Raw genomic sequence first — 16,748 nt, forward strand, 5'->3', positions numbered from 1 at the left:
GATATTATCAAACCCTGAGAGCTGCCGATCTAGCCACGAGCTATCCCCAAGTTATCCAAAGTTTGCAACCGTCAGATCTCCAGCGTCTGGCTCGTCAGTATCTCTCCCCGGAGCGATATGCTATTACAATAATGCAACCCTGTGAATAAACGATGTCCGCTTCCCCCATTCACCGCTTAACCTTAGAAAATGGCATCACCCTTTTAGTGGTGGAAAATACGGCCGTGGAGTTAGTTGCAGGGAGGATTTTTCTCAAAAATGCGGGTACTCGTTGGGAAAAAACCGAAAAAGCGGGTTTATTTCGTCTGTTGGCCGTGCTGCTCACCAAAGGTACAGAAAAGTTATCTTCCCTAGAAATTGCCGATCGCGTTGAGTCCACGGGTGCCGGTTTAAGTGCGGACACAGGGACCGATTATTTTGTGGTTAGTTTAAAGACCGTTACCAAGGATTTTTTAGATATATTGCGTCTAGCAGCGGAAATTGTTCGTTTTCCCAGTTTTCCACCCCCAGAAATCGAATTAGAGAAAAATCTCACCCGTCAAAGCATTCGCTCTCAATTGGAACAGCCTTTTAATGTAGCTTTTAATCAATTACGCGCCGCTATGTACCCAGATCATCCCTATGGTATGTCTTTATTGGGTACGGAGGCAACGGTTTCGCAATTGCAACGGGAGGATCTGCTGGCCTATCATAGTCGCTTTTTCCGTCCCGATAACCTCGTGATTAGTCTTTCTGGCCGTATTACCCTAGAGCAAGCAGTAAAAGCAGTGACGGAAATTTTTGGCAGTTGGTCAATTCCCGATCTTCCTTTATCTAGTTTACCCCCGGCCGCTTTTGATTTTCAGCCCACCTGTTTAACTACCGTCCAAGCTAGTCAACAGGCGATCGTTATGTTAGGATACCCCGGGTCTTCTGTACAAGAGGATGATTATGCCGTTTTAAAATTGTTGAGTACCTATCTGGGGAATGGGTTATCTAGTCGTTTATTCGTGGAATTGCGAGAAAAACGGGGATTAGCCTACGATGTTTCCGCTTTTTATCCCACCCGTCTCGATTCTTCCCAATTTGTCATTTATATGGGAACTGCACCCCAAAACACAGCGATCGCCATGGCGGGATTGCGTCAGGAAGCAGAAAGGTTATATAAAGTAACTTTGAGTGAGGAGGAGTTACAGTCAGCTAAAAATAAGTTATTGGGTCAATATGCTCTCGGTAAACAAACTAACGCCGAAATCGCTCAGTTATACGGTTGGTATGAAAGCTTAGGTTTGGGGATTGAATTTGATCGCACTTTCCTGGATTCTATTAATCAGATTACTCCCGAACAAGCGCGATCGGTAGCCAGTAAATATTTTCAAAATCCTTACATTTCCCTAGTCGGTCCAGAAAATGCGATCGCTGAAATTCTCTAGTAAGAGCAAAAAGCGGCAATAAAAACTATTGCCGCTCCTATTTTTGATTAACTCCCCGGGTGGGATTCGAACCTACGACCAATCGGTTAACAGCCGACCGCTCTACCACTGAGCTACCGAGGAAGGCTACTCACAATTAATAATTATAATCATAAGTCCCTCAATAATGCAAGTGTTTTCTGGATTTTTTCTCAAAAAAATTTCCGGTGCTGGTAGCGGTGGGCAGAGAATCAACTATTGTGGAGATAAGGACACCATTAAGTCTAGTCTATGCTTGCTCATCACCGCCGTCCCGTTTCCTTCTGTCTGCTCTCGACAGATCTACCCATCCTCTCCACTTTAGACACTGCCGCTACCCTCTACCAAAAGGATCGCCACCGGTTTCATCTTCTCCTCAATCAACCCCCGGTGGCTCTCGCGGAAATAGAGACACTCAAACCCGAAAATAATCAAAATAAATTAATTTGGCTAGAAATTTCAGCCAATCGGGTAATTATGACCATGCAGGGCCAGGGAAAATTCGCCTATCGCCATTTTTGGGAGCAAGGGGTTTTTGGTGTCAGTCGCTACTGGTTAAATGCCGAAAGTCCTCAACCGGGTTACGCTTTTCGCCTCCGCAACTATACCCGTAGTCTCACATTAGAGGGGAATAATTTCCCCGAATATTTGCGTCTAGAGTACGAATTATGGTCAGATAACCTGATTTTAGGTCATTATGTCCTTCATTTGCAGGTACACCAATAAATAGGGATGGCTGAATAGAGCTAAGTAGCTGGTTATAATTAAATTAAAAATGGATTTTAGGTTTGATCCCCCCTGCCCCCCTTGATAAGGGGGGTGCCGATAGGCGGGGGGATCTGAAAGTTTTTAATACCTATCTACTTAAAAATCTTGTGGGATAAGACTTTTAGGCTTTTTGTCCTCAAAAAGTGCCAGCCGGTGGCAAAATTAGGCACTTTTTCCCCGAAAATTAGGTAATTGTGGGGTGGATTGAAGAATTAGTGCTACACTTCCCGAAAAGTCTATTTTATTTGAGCTTGTTGTTAGGAATCCACTTAAAAGAGGTTGTTTAATCTGGCTAATATGCTCTTGGGTATGATATGGGAAAAAGTTCCAGCGATTGCGCTAAAATGGGGGAATATGCCGCAAGTTTCCACCTATCGTTACCATCAGGACTGTTAGACAGAAAGTTTCTGTATAATATGTAGTTATACATACATTACCCGTAGCAGAAAGCAGAAAGTTTAAGTAAGGAGAAGATATATTATGTCTAAAAAAAATCAATCGAAAAGATTAACGAATCAACATAAAGAGTCTAAAGGTGTAGCTGGTATATTTGGGGCTGAAGCAAAATCACACGAAACAATAGTTGGAGAAATTTCACATCTTGTTATTGACCAACTTAAAAAGTAGTTTCCTCAATTATCTTTTCAATACAAAAGAAGTATAAAAAAATAAGAAATAAACGAAACATTAAAGAAAGTTGACCCAGAATTAGGGCAAACCCTTTTTGTATCAGATTCAAGTATTAGACCTGATGGTGGAATAATAGAAGTAAAAGACGATAACGGTAATTGGAGAATCGTTTTAGTCTCGGAAGCTAAACGTCAAGGAAAAGACATGGAAAATATCAAAAACGGTAAACTGGTAGGTAAGAATAATAATCAAGACTTGATGGCTGCTGGTAATGCAATAGAAAGGTCGCATAAAAACATATCTGAAATCGCTAATTTGATGTTCTCTGAATCTCATTTTCCTTATGTCTTATTTCTTGAAGGCTCAAATTTTTTAACAGAAAATATTTCAATTAAAACACCCGATGGAAGGGTTGTAACGCTCGAATATAATTCAGGAACGTTAAATAGATTAGATCGATTAACTTCTGCAAATTATGGAATGCCAATTAATACCAATTTGTGTAAGAATAAGTTTGTCAAACATAAAGATAAAACCATAATGCTTCAAGCAACTTCTATATACACACAAGGGAATGGAGAAAAATGGGATATCAAAAAAATGTTTGATATTATGCTTGAAATTTCTAAAACCTCTCTTCAAGTATTAGGCAGTGAAATATTTAATCAGATAACCAAAAGTAAATAACTAAAAACAAAACATTTATTAAATCAAAAAAGGTTGAACATGGTAAGAAATGCGACAAATAAATTATTGCAAAATGCTAAAAAACTAAAAAGTGACGAGTTTTATACGCAACTTTCAGATATAGAAAGTGAGTTGCAACATTATAAAAGTCATTTTGAAAATAAAGTAGTTTATTGCAATTGCGATGACCCCCGAATTAGTAACTTTTTTAAGTATTTTGCTGCAAACTTCAAAAAGTTAGGTCTAAAAAAAATAATAACATCTTGTTATCGAGAACAAGGGAGAGATTTATTTAATACAGAAGAAGATGAAAAGGGTTTTTTCTTTGAATATACAGGTACAGAGAGAGAAAAAAATAAACCTATTTCCACTGACATTGTTTACTTTAATGGCGATGGGGATTTTCGTAGTCCTGAAAGTATTGAACTATTAAAAAAGTCTGATATTGTTGTTACTAATCCGCCATTTTCATTATTCAGAGAATATGTAGCTCAATTAGTTAAATATGACAAAAAGTTTTTGATAATTGGCAATATTAATGCAATAACCTACAAAGAAAATTTCAAACTAATTAAAGAAAACAAAGCCTGGTTAGGAATAAATCTTGGTAGAGGAATTTCTGGTTTCATTGTTCCCGAACAATATCAACTTTATGGAACAGAGGCTCGTATTGACAATTCTGGAAATAGGATAGTTTCTCCAAATAATTGTTTATGGTTAACAAACTTAGACACATCAAAGCGGCACGAAGATATAGCTCTCACAAAAAGATATTTTGGCAATGAAGCTGAATATCCCAAATATGACAATTATGATGGAATTAATGTCAATAAAACCCAAGATATTCCCTTAGACTTCAAGGGGGTTATGGGTGTACCAATAACATTTTTACATAAATTCAATCCCGACCAATTTGAAATAATTAAATTCAGGAAAGGGAATGATGATAAAGATTTATCAGTAAATGGGAAATGTCCTTATTTTAGAATACTAATCAAGAATAAACGAATACAAACAGAATATATTGATTTAACTGACAAAGAAAAACAATGTATAACTCAGTTCTAGGGTGCGTTCCCTAATGCAAGTCCTACTACTCCAGCGATCGCTTTTGGGGAACGCACCATGCACATTGATGGCAGCTGTCAGTGGGATGCCGAAGAACCTAGTGCGATCGCCGTTATCTTCTTGATTAAACTTTAAAACTGCCATTGCTTGGGATAGGAACGCCAACGGCGATCGCTCTTTGGGGATAAGGAGTGCGATTGCTGATCTTGTCGTTTAGGTCGAGGTAACAAAACCCAACAAGCTTTGTTATAATATTTTTGTCATAAAGCAAGACTTATAAAAATAGATTTATGCCAGAAATTACTCAATTTTATGGAATTATCATTAAAATCTTTTTTGCCGATCATCCACCTCCCCATTTTCATGCGATTTATGGAGAATATAACGCCCTATTTAATCTGGAAACCTTAGAAATCATTGAAGGAGACTTACCTAATAGAGCCACAAAAATGGTTGTAGAATGGGCAACAATCTATCAATCAGAATTATTGAAAATGTTGAACACTCAAGAATTTAATAAATTACCACCTTTGAAATAAAACAATGCTTTATCCCAAAATAACATCAGCCGAAATCATTGAAAATTATACTCTATTGGTGCATTTTTCTAATCATCAAGCTAGAAAATATAACTGTGAAAATCTACTAGAAAAAACGATGTTTTCTTCCCTTAAAAACTATGCTTTCTTTAAAAACTTTCAACTTGATCCATCAGGTAGCGGAATCGTTTGGAATGATGAAGTTGATATAAGCGAGTATGAAATTTGGATCAATGGAATTGAACTATGATTGCCGATCTTGTAGTGCGATCGCTGTCATCTTGTTGATTAAACTTTAAAATTGTCATTGCTTGGGATGGGAACGCCAAGGGCGATCGTTTTGGGAAGGATCAATTTTTGGGTAATGGCGATCGCTTTTCTTGTCAACAGTTCTAACTCATGCTGATTTTGATATAATAGCCATAATTGTTTGACATCTTAAGAGAAAAAATCATGATTAGAGCGATTAAACAGAAAGGAATTGTTGGTAGAGAAGGAAAAATAGAGCTTTATTCTGCGGAACTAGAAGAAGGAACGGATGTGGATATCATTATTTTAGTGTCTGATCCTGAACCCGATACAACCGAATATCTTCTTTCAACAGAAGCCAATCAGCGTCAATTATCGGAAGCTATTGACAGAATAGAAAATAAAGAAAACTTAGTGACAATTACCACAAAAGAATGGCGTGAAAAATATAGTATTTGATCCGAAAGCTTTTAAATAATTCAATGAATGGGCGATAGAAGACAAAAAACTCTATAAAAAAATCGTTGATTTAATTGATGATATATTGCGCCATCCCTTCTCTGGAATCGGCAAACCCGAACCCTTAAAACATCAACTCAAGGGTTATTGGTCAAGACGTATTAATGATGAACATCGCTTAGTTTATAAAATTACAGAAACAGAAATTATTATTATCAGTTGTAAATTTCATTATGACTAGGCTCAATGTAATCGCTGTCATCTTGTGGATTAAACTTTAAAATTGCCATTGCTTGGGATAGGAACGCAAATGGCCATCGCTTTTTGGGCAGCAGGAGCGATCGCATCTCTCGTAGGGTAGAACGCTGATTGCAAAGGATGGTCAGTCAGCCCTAGATAGCCAACAGCTTACCCGAAAAAGCTAGATTTTGTCACAAAATTTAGTATTACTTAGGGCTGTGTGTAGAAAAGTTGCGAATTGTTAACCCTAGCTTTGCTAGGAACGCAAAATATGATATTGTGACACCAAGTCCGTAAAAAACGGCAAGGTTTTCAGTTTTTTAAAACATCAGGTCGCTACATTCTACAGCTATTTTCCCTCAAAAAAACCGATTTTCTAGGCATTTCTATGACTTATCTTGTTGAAAATCCTTCTACAACCTTTTATTCCTATACCGACACGGGGGTTGATCCCCTAAAAATCGCTCACGGAGTTTATATCACGGTTCACGGACATTTTTACCAACCACCGCGAGAAAATCCCTATCTAGACAGAATTGAACGGCAACCGAGCGCCCATCCCTTCCACAATTGGAATGAACGCATCCATCACGAGTGTTATCGTGCCAATGCTTTTGCGCGTATTTACAATGACCGGGGGGAAGTGATCAAAATAGTTAATAACTACGAATATCTCAGCTTTAACATCGGGGCCACCCTCATGTCATGGATGCAATCCCATGATCCCGAAGTTTACCAACGCATCCTGACAGCGGATCAAAAAAGTTGTCAACGCTTAAACGGTCATGGTAACGCCATCGCCCAGGTCTATAATCATATCATTCTGCCCCTAGCCAACAAACAGGACAAATACACCCAAATTCGCTGGGGAAAAGCTGATTTTCAGCACCGTTTCGGCCGGGATGCCGAAGGAATGTGGTTAGCGGAAACAGCCATTGATTTAGCCACAGTGACAGCTTTAATCGATGAAGGGATTAAATTCACCATTTTAGCCCCTTCCCAGGCCCTGCGCTGTCGTCCTTTCCCTAGCGACCATGATCCCCATCCCCAATGGCACGCGGTGGCCGGAGGTCAAATCGATCCCACCCGTCCCTATCGCTGTTACATCCCCGATGGTCGTTATCTGGATATTTTCTTCTACGATGGTCCAATTTCTCGCGATATGGGCTTTAATGATGTCCTAGCCAGTAGTGATTTTCTCGTCGGTCGTCTGGGACAAGCAATTAAAGGGGATCATCGTCCTTCCCAGTTAATCAGCGTCGCTACCGATGGGGAAACTTTCGGCCACCACAAACAGGGGACAGAGAAGTGTCTTAGCTATGCTTTTACGGAATCTTTTCCTAAAAACGGCTGGACAGTCACCAATTTCGCCCATTATCTCAGTATTTGCCCCCCCACTTGGGAAGTGGAATTAAAACCCGTAACTGCGTGGAGTTGTGTCCATGGCGTAAATCGTTGGCAGGATGACTGTGGTTGCGGGGGAGGGGGAAATTACCAGCAAAAATGGCGTAAACCCCTGCGGGAGTCCCTAAATTGGCTCAGAGATGAGTTAATTAAGGTCTATGAGATTCAGGGACAGGAATTGTTCCGCGATCCTTGGCAGACAAGGGATGACTACATTGCAGTTATTTTAGATCGATCCCCAGACGCGATCGAACATTTCTTAGCTGTGCATCAAAGTCGTACCCTGAGTAAAAGCGAGAAAATCGATGCTTTGCGTTTATTAGAAATGCAAAGACAAGCTTTATTGATGTTTACCAGTTGTGGCTGGTTTTTTGAGGAAATTTCTCGACCTGAAGGTACGCAAATTTTGAGATATGCTGGCCGGGCCCTGGAATTAGCTGGAGAAGTGGCCGGAATTCAATTAGAAATGAATTTCCTCAGTCGTCTAGCTTTCGCCCCCAGTAACGTTAAATTATATCAAGATGGGGCTGATGTCTATCGACAATTGGTCACTTCTGCGCGGGTCGATTTGGAACGGGTGGCAGCCCATTACGCCATTAGTTCCCTATTTACCAATTATCCCAGTCATCATCGGATTTATTGTTACAATACCCGTCAATTAGATTATCAAAAACAAGCGATCGGGTCTTTAACTTTAGCAGTGGGACAGGTGGAATTAACCTCGGAAATTACCCAAGAAAGTGAACATTTTGTCTTTGCTGTTCTACATTTAGGAGGTTGGGATTTTTACTGCTGCATTCAACCGTTTAACAGTCGGTTAATCTATACCAATCTTAAGGAGCATCTCTTTGAATCTTTACAACAGGCCAGTGTTTCGACCATGATTGTAGAAATGGGGCGCGGATTGGGAGAAAACTTTTTTGCTTTACCCCATCTTTTTGCCGATGAAAGACACCGGATCATGCAGAAGGTGACAGCCGAAACTAAAAAACGTCTCGATCAATTATATACCCAAGTTTATCGGGATAATTACGGCATTTTAGCGGCTTTCCAACGGGATGATCTGCCCGTACCTGCCGAGTTACAGGTAGCGGCCGATATTGCCATTTCTCACCGTTGTTTACAGGTGATTAATGCCCTAGAAAAAGATTTTGAGCAGCGGCAAGCAACGGAAAATAATCTCGATCAATTATTTGCTATTGCTAAGGAAGCCAATCATTTACACTGTCAATTAAATATTCCCGAAGTGCGTCAAACCTTAGAAAGTCTGCTCTGGCAATCTCTTGGGAAATTATTACACGATGGCGATCCTTTAACGGCGGAGGAGGATACTCGCCTAATCACCCGTTTAATTGAAGTTAGCCAACAATTAAAGCTAGGATTATCCCTCGATCGCTCTCAGGAATTATACTATTATTATTTCCATGATCGTCTAGTTCTTAATTCTTTGCGGTCCAATTCCATAGATGCTGCCTGTCCTTGGCCGATGACTCAATTAAAATGGTTATTACTATTAGGACAGGTGTTAAAAGTTGATGTGAGTATTTGGCTGTAAAATCAGTCAAAGGGTGGGCAATGCTCACCCTTTGATGATTAAGTGGGTTAGGTGATAACTGCCCTGGAACTCAGGTTAACCCAGAGACTAAACCCTTAGATTTATAATGGACATAGTCTCTCATCTAAGATTTACATGACTATCACGCCGATTTATGCCGCCTCAGCCAGCACAGCAACCCAGTATCCCGATGCTTTTGGGCGTTTTGGACGCTACGGGGGCAAATACGTCCCAGAAACCCTGATGCCAGCCTTAAGTGAACTAGAAACGGCCTATAATCAGTATAAAGACGACCCCGATTTTCAAGAAGAATTAAATCAACTGCTCAAGGATTACGTCGGTAGACCTAGTCCCTTATATTTTGCCGAACGTCTCACCGCCCATTATGCCAAAGCTGACGGGACTGGAGCGCAAATTTACCTAAAACGAGAAGATTTAAACCATACCGGCGCCCACAAGATTAATAACGCCCTCGGTCAGGTTTTATTAGCCAAACGTATGGGTAAAAAGCGAATTATCGCCGAAACCGGGGCAGGACAGCACGGCGTGGCCACGGCTACGGTTTGCGCTCGTTTTGGTCTAGAATGCGTGATTTATATGGGAATTCACGACATGGAACGCCAGGAACTCAATGTTTTCCGCATGAGACTGCTTGGCGCAACGGTGCAACCCGTGGCTGCCGGGACGGGAACCCTGAAAGATGCCACCTCGGAAGCGATTCGCGACTGGGTAACTAATGTGGAAACCACTCACTACATCCTTGGTTCCGTGGCCGGTCCCCATCCCTATCCGATGATGGTGCGCGATTTTCATGCGGTTATTGGTCAAGAAACTCGTCAGCAAAGTCTGGAAAAATGGGGCGGTTCACCGGATATTCTCCTCGCTTGTGTGGGGGGTGGTTCTAATGCTATGGGTTTATTTCATGAGTTTGTTAAAGAAACTGCCGTGCGTTTAATTGGTGTTGAGGCCGCCGGAGAAAGTATCGCTTCTGGAAAACACGCCGCCACCCTTACCCAAGGTCAACCGGGGGTTCTACATGGGGCCATGAGTTATTTATTACAAGATAACGAAGGTCAAGTTATCGAGGCCCACTCCATTAGTGCCGGTTTAGATTATCCCGGAGTCGGCCCAGAACATAGCTTTTTAAAAGATAGTGGTCGCGCCGAATATTACAGTGTCACCGACAAGGAAGCACTAGAAGCTTTTCAACGAGTTTCCCGTTTAGAAGGGATTATTCCGGCCCTAGAAACTGCCCACGCTTTAGCTTATTTAGAAACTCTTTGCCCGCAAGTAACCGGTAGTCCTCGCATTGTTATCAATTTCTCCGGACGGGGTGATAAAGATGTGCAATCGGTGGCTAAATATTTATCGATGAATGGTTAACCTTTCGCCTTTTCAGTGAGCAGTTATCAGATTTGAGTATTAAGTGATCGGTATTAGTTGAGCAGTATTAAATGACAGTTTATTGCTGTCTTGTTACCCTTGACCGATTATCATTTACTGAGCCATGAAAATGCTACATACTCCCCGTCTCATCACTGATAACTGCTTACTGTTTACTGATAACTGATCAATCAGAGGAATAAGCTATTGTGCATCTAAATTTGATATTCGTTTTGAACCGTTCCCTGTTCCGGACTAGCTGAATTTGATATCCTCTTGGGGGTTCTTGAGCGGTTTCCCAGCTGCCTTAACAGATTTACTCTGTTCTGGTCTTAGAGTCGCTCTAAGTGGCACTTTCTAGCATAAGTGGGTGGGTGGAATTAAATATAAAATGAACGTAGGTTGGGTTGAAGCATGAAACCCAACGCCCGATTATGTTACGCTACCGCTAACCCATCCTACAAATAATTGTGCCTACCTACTTATATCGTGCAAATGCGCTAGTATTTAACGGTAAAGCCAACCTAGAACGGCGGGGTTTCTGACCCAATTTTTCGATGAAAATTCTTCAGATTGTTCCTTCGATTTCCCTTGTTTATGGTGGCCCCAGTCAAATGGTACTCGGTTTGTCAGCGGCCTTGGCGCAACTAGGCCAAGATGTGACCATTATTACCACCGATTCCAATGGTGACACGGGACAAGCACCCCTAGAGGTGCCTTTAGGAGTCCCTGTTAGTCAAAATGGCTATCAAATCTATTATTTTCGCTGTTCTCCCTTTCGCCGCTATAAATTTTCCCTTGATCTGTTTACTTGGTTGGCAAATAGGGCAAAAGATTACGATATCGCCCATATTCATGCCTTATTCTCCCCAGTGAGCAGTATATCGGCTTCGATCGCTCGTTACCGTCAACTGCCCTATATTCTCCGTCCTCTAGGTACTCTCGATCCAGCAGATTTGCAAAAAAAACGGCAATTTAAACAAATATATGCCAATTTTCTCGAAAAACCCAATTTAGCGGCGGCGGCGGCAGTTCATTTTACCAGTCAGCAGGAGTGTCAAATCGCTGAAAGATTTGATATAAAAACTAAGGATATTGTCATCCCCCTAGGGGTAGATTTTTTTAACCCACAAGCTTTACCAGTGGGTTTTGATCTTCCCCAAAATAAACCGATCATTCTCTATATGTCCCGTCTTGATCCGAAAAAAGGTCTAGATATACTGCTGCCCAGTTTAGAAAGGTTGTTAGAAAAAGGCCTAGATTTTCATTTTGTCTTAGCAGGAGGCAATCCCCAGGACCGGGAGTACGAAAATCGCATTAAAAATCAGATCGAGCGGTCAATATTGGGCAAAAATACGACGATTACCGGATTTGTCACCGGAGAAGTCAAAAATAGCCTCCTCGCTAGGGCCGATTTATTTGTTTTACCTTCCTACTATGAAAATTTTGGCATCGCGGTTGCCGAAGCTATGGCTGCCGGAATTCCTGTGGTGATCTCGGACCGGGTGGATCTGCATCCTGCGGTGGCAGCAGCGGCTGCGGGATGGGTGACAGCTTGTCAGCTTGAGGATTTAACTAATACTTTGGCAACGGCTATCACTAATCCTGAAATTCGCCAACAAAGGGGGAAAAATGCCAAGGATTTAGTCTTAAACCAATATAGTTGGTCGGCGATCGCTGAACAGCTGTTAACTGTCTATGAAAATCTAGACAGACGGATTAAGATTTAGGCCATGAGGATAACCAGCACTAAAAATGCCAGTAGGGTTAAACCTGATTGCAGAAAGACGGGAAGCGCAAAAGAGTTCATAACAGTAGCTCACTTTTCTAGGGATGGCTCTATTTCCAATATACGCTTTCATCTCCGCTAATTCCTCATATTTCCGTCCCCAATGTCATCATCTCATCATTTAAGTAGGTAGGCGTTAAAAATTATCAGACACCACCCTTATCAAGGGGGGACTATAGGGTAGGGTTGATTCATGAATCAACCCTACTATGAATCAACCCTAGTAATAAGGGGGGATCGAACCTAAAATCCATTTTTAATTTAATTATAACCAGCTACTTATTCATCCCATAGGAGAATTTGAGGTCAATTGTACTGCATTTAAACTGGGTAGGGAGCATTTTAATACAAATGTACGGAACTTGGTCACTCCTCACCCTGTTCACTTAAGTTTCAGCGTCGTGATTATAATTAGGGAATGATAGAAATTCTTAGGCAATAGGATCACATCAGTGTTGATAAATCATCTTTTCTTCGGCGCTTTCCTACCCCTTGATACTCTCCTGTCCACCCAGGGGATTATGGTTATGCTTCTGGCCGCTTATGCTTTAGCCATGTGGATGTTTCTAACTAGCGCCCCAAAAGTTCATACAATCATGGTGACAGATTTGGAGACAGCCCGACAATTTTATGAAGGACTTTTAAATTTACCCACGGCCGATGTCCCCCTCCATTACTATTACAATTATGAGCAGACGATGGGCAATAATATGATTGATCCATTTTATATGTCTAGTAATCCGGCTGTGACTACTGCCAACCCTTCTTTGGGAGATCAACCCCAGGGTTTATGGTATCAGTTAAAGAAAAATACCCAACTGCACATCGTTGGTGGAGCAACCGCAGGTTATAAGGATCGTCATCGTCATGTTTGCTTTGATCACGATTGTTTAGAACAAATTCTGATGCGGGTGGAATCACGACGCTTAAAGTATAAAGTTCGTCGCAATAAACCTTTAAATTTTTTGGTCAAAGATAATGCTGATCGCGTGATTGAAATGGCCGAAGTCTCGAATTAGTTAACGGTAATTAGATTGGGGGCAACTATAACGGTAAATAACTAAACTTATGAATGCTCAACTGCTCACAATTGTTGTAATTTCTTTAGGGGTAGGTATTGGTTTGGCCATTCTACTCCTAATTTTAGTCAAGTTGAGACGCTGCAACCAACAGGTAAATAGTATCGTCGATTATCACTCTCTCATCGGTTTAATTGGAGTTGTTCAAATCCCCTTCGATAAAAATAGCAAGGGGAAAGTGCGAGTTAATGTCGGGGATAGTCTGATCGATATAGTAGCGATAACGGAAGGGGAAGAACAATTTAATGTCGGGGATAAAGCATTTATCCTCAATTGCCAGGACAATAAAGTTTTAGTCATTGCGGAAAAGTATATCAGAGGCGATTTGTAATTTCTTCTAAACCAAAGGGTAACTAACTATGAATGGTCAAAATAATTCCTATCTCATCCAAATCAATCCCAACCAAGACGGCAATATTAATAACAACAGTGCTGGCAGTTTATTGTTGAATAGTGTTCCCATCGCTTTATTGATATTTCTGGGGATTGGTGCGATTTGGTTTATCAATTCTTTTTTGTGTATTTGCAAACCCAATGAAGTAGTGATCCTGAGTGGGATGAAACGCAAATCAAAAGATAGACAGGATGTGGGGTATCGAGTGGTATCGGGGGGTCGGGCGATTCGTATTCCAATTTTAGAAACCGTTAAACGCATGGATGTCACCACAACCCCGATCAGAATTGAGATTAAAAATGCCTATTCTAAGGGCAATATTCCCCTGAATATAGTGGCAATTGCTAACGTGAAAGTTAGTTCTAAACCTGAAATAGTCGGCAATGCGATTGAACGTTTTTTAGATCGAGATCGAGAAGAAATTATTCGCGTAGCTAAAGAAACTTTAGAAGGAAACTTGCGGGGTGTAGTCGCAACAATGACCCCCGAACAAGTGAACGAAGATCGCCTAAAATTTGCCGAAAGTATTACCAGTAATGTCAGTCAAGACCTGTTTAAACTCGGTTTAGAAATTGATACTCTCAAAATTCAAAATGTTGCCGATGACGTGGATTATCTTAACTCCCTCGGACGGGAAAGAATCGCTTTAGTCATGCGTGATGCTGAAATTGCTGAATCAAATGCACTCAATGAAGCTGAACAAATAGTCGCGGAATGTGAGGAACAGGCAACCGTAGCTAAAACCCGCGATCAAATTATTATTTTAGAGCAAGAAAACGAGTTGAGAAAGTTAAAGGCAAAACTGGAACAACAGGCCAAATCGGAAGAAGAAATAACTATCGCCGCCGCTAAGGAAAAACGTGCTATAGTTGAGGAAAAATTGCAACAGGTCAGAGCAGAATTGGAAAGATTACGTCTCCAAGCAGATAAGGTTTTACCCGCAGAAGCGCAGCAGGAAGCTGAAACTTTCCGCGCTAGAGGACAAGCGGCAATTTTTGAAGAAAATGCCAAAGCTGAAGCCTTGGTTAACGAATTATTCGCGGAAGTCTGGCAAAACACCGGCAGCGAAGCAGAAGCAATTTTCTTGATTCAACAGTTAGAAACTATCCTAGAAGAAGCGATCAAAATTCCTAAACGCCTACACCTCGATCGAGTTAATATTGTTGATAATGGTGATGGGAAATCCCTCGCTACCCTGATTAAAGTCTATCCCGAAATCGTCAATCAATTCCTCGCCAGTGTCCATCAAACCCTCGGTATTGATGTGGTCGGAACTCTCACCAATAAAATTGAAAAATAGCAGTCAGAAAACATACTAGCCTGATTTTATTGAGTACGGAAGTTATCGATTTATTACTGCCAATAAATTGTCTTATATTCTGCTTCCTTGCTCCAGTATTGCAGGAATAATAAATGGCGGATAACCTGTTCTAAAAGACTGGCTACAGCATTTTTCTTTTCTTTGCCCAAATCCTCTAATTCCTCGATTAAATGTTCTAAGTCTAGCTGTTGAAATTGATGATTTCTGAGTAGGCTAATGGTTTCTCCTAGCCATTGAGAGTCATCAATCTCATAGAGTTGTTTTAATGCGTGAACACCTAGCATAATTGATTGTCTCCATCTTAGAGCAGTGCCATGGTGAGTAAATTTGTAGATAATAATCTTCTCGATTAACTCGATAACATTTCTTTGATTGTTAGGGTCAACAACCTGTTGGTGGGTTTGCTCAATCAAGGATTGAACTTGTTTTGGTGCTTTTTTGGCGCCGATGAGGATAAACTGGAGGATACTGATCCCAAGAGATGATAGATGGGATAACTTTAGATTAGTGCTTATTATTCTCCCCAACATCTATTCTTCCCTTCTTTTAATTTTCCTTGGTGATCTTCCACATTTCTTAAATAATTTGAACAATCACATCTCTCGATGAATGCTCAAAAAATGCCTCGTCTCTGTGGGCTAAAAATTCAGGCAATTACTCCCTATTCTCTCGCTTGGTCGCACCAGCGATCGCTGGTGGAGGCGAGAATTGCTAATCCTGACTTACCCGATGTGCTGCTGCTGCTGGAACATCCCCCCGTTTACACCCTCGGTACTGGTTCAGATATTAAGTTTATTAAATTTAATCTTGACAAAACCGACAAAGAAGTGTACCGAATCGAGCGAGGAGGCGAAGTCACCTATCACTGTCCGGGGCAGTTAGTGGGCTATCCGATCCTCAATTTGCGCTATTATCGGCAGGATTTACACTGGTATTTGCGACAATTGGAAGAAGTCATCCTGCAAACTATCGCTATTTATGGATTGTCGGGGGAAAGAATCGCGGGCCTGACGGGGGTATGGGTAGAAGGGTATAAAATAGCGGCGATCGGTATTAAAGTTAGTCATTGGATTACCTATCATGGTTTTGCCATCAATGTTTGTCCAGATTTAAGCGGTTTTGCCGAGATTATTCCCTGTGGGATTGCTAATAAACCCGTGGGCAGTTTACGGCAGTTTCTGCCTAATATTAGTCTTATGCAAGTACAGCAAGATTTATCGAGAGTTTTCGCCTCAGTTTTCGGTGTGGAATTATTTTCTCTTGACAAGGATTAACTTGACATCCTCACCGCCGTAAACGGACGGTGATTCCCAAACCTCACGATTTAGGTTTCTGCTTGGGGTCCCGAAGGATTTTTCGCACCTGCCTTAACAGATTTACTCTGTTCTGGTCTTATGGTCGCTCTACAGACTGACACCGCAAGCCCTGCGGCCAAAATATTTTTACTGGCGTTAATATCTCGGTCATGGTGTGTCCCACAGTTCGGACAGTCCCACTCTCGAACATTTAACGGCAGCTCTTTCACAATATACCCACAATTACTGCACCGTTTAGAACTGGGAAACCATCTATCTATTTCGATGTAATTTCTGCCGTACCAACGGCATTTATAGGCTAATTGTCGAATGATTTCTCCCCAGCTTACATCAGATATTGCCTGAGATAATTTCGGGTTTTTGACCATATTCTTGACGGCTAAATTCTCAACTACAATCGTTTGGTTTTCACGAACTAATTGAGTGGTTAGCTTATG

The 16,748-nt window shown here is 41.2% G+C and carries 15 protein-coding genes, 1 tRNA gene and 4 pseudogenes; 16 read left to right on the plus strand and 4 right to left on the minus strand.

What is annotated here, in order from left to right; all coding sequences use genetic code 11:
- Positions 1–149 (plus strand): annotated as a pseudogene (locus IQ242_RS25765) (insulinase family protein); the annotation flags it as partial.
- 3 nt (positions 150–152) lie between these two features.
- A complete protein-coding gene (locus IQ242_RS03425; RefSeq protein ID WP_193959040.1) occupies positions 153–1,412 on the plus strand; it encodes a pitrilysin family protein in 1,260 nt (419 codons plus the stop codon).
- Between the two features lie 51 nt (positions 1,413–1,463).
- Here the strand turns inward: IQ242_RS03425 and IQ242_RS03430 are convergent.
- Positions 1,464–1,535, minus strand: a tRNA-Asn gene (locus IQ242_RS03430).
- Between the two features lie 147 nt (positions 1,536–1,682).
- Between IQ242_RS03430 and IQ242_RS03435 the strand changes: the two genes are divergently transcribed.
- The 13 genes and pseudogenes from IQ242_RS03435 to IQ242_RS03495 all read left to right on the plus strand — a co-directional run bounded on the left by IQ242_RS03435 (position 1,683) and on the right by IQ242_RS03495 (position 14,974).
- Positions 1,683–2,156 (plus strand): hypothetical protein, encoded by a 474-nt coding sequence (locus IQ242_RS03435; RefSeq protein WP_193959041.1) that lies wholly within the window; start codon positions 1,683–1,685, stop codon positions 2,154–2,156.
- Positions 2,157–2,678: 522 nt separating this feature from the next.
- A pseudogene (locus IQ242_RS03440) lies at positions 2,679–3,515 on the plus strand (EcoRI family type II restriction endonuclease).
- A gap of 39 nt (positions 3,516–3,554) precedes the next feature.
- Complete coding sequence (locus tag IQ242_RS03445) at positions 3,555–4,583, plus strand: adenine-specific methyltransferase EcoRI family protein (protein ID WP_193959042.1); 1,029 nt, start codon at positions 3,555–3,557, stop codon at positions 4,581–4,583.
- A gap of 290 nt (positions 4,584–4,873) precedes the next feature.
- The gene (locus IQ242_RS03450; protein WP_193959043.1) at positions 4,874–5,122 is read left to right on the plus strand and encodes a DUF4160 domain-containing protein; all 249 of its coding nucleotides are present in this window, start codon (positions 4,874–4,876) and stop codon (positions 5,120–5,122) included.
- A gap of 4 nt (positions 5,123–5,126) precedes the next feature.
- Positions 5,127–5,372, plus strand: coding sequence for a DUF2442 domain-containing protein (locus IQ242_RS03455; RefSeq protein WP_002737254.1), 246 nt, complete (start codon positions 5,127–5,129; stop codon positions 5,370–5,372).
- A 203-nt stretch (positions 5,373–5,575) separates the two neighbouring features.
- Positions 5,576–5,830 (plus strand): hypothetical protein, encoded by a 255-nt coding sequence (locus IQ242_RS03460; RefSeq protein WP_193959044.1) that lies wholly within the window; start codon positions 5,576–5,578, stop codon positions 5,828–5,830.
- Between the two features lie 34 nt (positions 5,831–5,864).
- Positions 5,865–6,071, plus strand: a complete 207-nt coding sequence (locus tag IQ242_RS03465; protein ID WP_193959052.1) for a Txe/YoeB family addiction module toxin — start codon at positions 5,865–5,867, stop codon at positions 6,069–6,071.
- A 387-nt stretch (positions 6,072–6,458) separates the two neighbouring features.
- Positions 6,459–9,029, plus strand: a complete 2,571-nt coding sequence (locus IQ242_RS03470; protein WP_193959045.1) for a DUF3536 domain-containing protein — start codon at positions 6,459–6,461, stop codon at positions 9,027–9,029.
- Between the two features lie 135 nt (positions 9,030–9,164).
- Positions 9,165–10,412: a tryptophan synthase subunit beta gene (gene trpB / locus IQ242_RS03475; RefSeq protein WP_193959046.1), complete on the plus strand. Its 1,248-nt coding sequence runs from the start codon at positions 9,165–9,167 to the stop codon at positions 10,410–10,412.
- A gap of 557 nt (positions 10,413–10,969) precedes the next feature.
- The gene (gene hpsP / locus IQ242_RS03480; protein ID WP_193959047.1) at positions 10,970–12,142 is read left to right on the plus strand and encodes a hormogonium polysaccharide biosynthesis glycosyltransferase HpsP; all 1,173 of its coding nucleotides are present in this window, start codon (positions 10,970–10,972) and stop codon (positions 12,140–12,142) included.
- Between the two features lie 511 nt (positions 12,143–12,653).
- Positions 12,654–13,220 carry a glyoxalase-like domain protein gene (locus IQ242_RS03485; protein WP_016517333.1) on the plus strand — a complete coding sequence of 189 codons (567 nt, stop codon included), beginning with the start codon at positions 12,654–12,656 and terminating at the stop codon, positions 13,218–13,220.
- A gap of 49 nt (positions 13,221–13,269) precedes the next feature.
- The gene (locus IQ242_RS03490) at positions 13,270–13,611 is read left to right on the plus strand and encodes a hypothetical protein (protein WP_193959048.1); all 342 of its coding nucleotides are present in this window, start codon (positions 13,270–13,272) and stop codon (positions 13,609–13,611) included.
- Between the two features lie 28 nt (positions 13,612–13,639).
- Positions 13,640–14,974, plus strand: a complete 1,335-nt coding sequence (locus IQ242_RS03495) for a flotillin family protein (protein WP_193959049.1) — start codon at positions 13,640–13,642, stop codon at positions 14,972–14,974.
- Positions 14,975–15,030: 56 nt separating this feature from the next.
- On the opposite strand, the pseudogene IQ242_RS25770 reads toward IQ242_RS03495, so the two are convergent.
- A pseudogene (locus IQ242_RS25770) lies at positions 15,031–15,279 on the minus strand (DUF29 domain-containing protein); the annotation flags it as partial.
- 45 nt (positions 15,280–15,324) lie between these two features.
- Positions 15,325–15,525: pseudogene (locus IQ242_RS25775) on the minus strand (DUF2887 domain-containing protein); the annotation flags it as partial.
- Positions 15,526–15,600: 75 nt separating this feature from the next.
- Between IQ242_RS25775 and lipB the strand changes: the two are divergent.
- Positions 15,601–16,269 carry a lipoyl(octanoyl) transferase LipB gene (gene lipB / locus IQ242_RS03505; RefSeq protein WP_002757819.1) on the plus strand — a complete coding sequence of 223 codons (669 nt, stop codon included), beginning with the start codon at positions 15,601–15,603 and terminating at the stop codon, positions 16,267–16,269.
- A 50-nt stretch (positions 16,270–16,319) separates the two neighbouring features.
- Here the strand turns inward: lipB and IQ242_RS03510 are convergent.
- A partial coding sequence (locus IQ242_RS03510; protein WP_193959051.1) for an RNA-guided endonuclease TnpB family protein occupies positions 16,320–16,748 on the minus strand: 429 nt, incomplete at its 5' end.

Source organism: Microcystis sp. LEGE 08355, from assembly GCF_015207185.1.
GTDB classification, from domain to species: domain Bacteria; phylum Cyanobacteriota; class Cyanobacteriia; order Cyanobacteriales; family Microcystaceae; genus Microcystis; species Microcystis panniformis.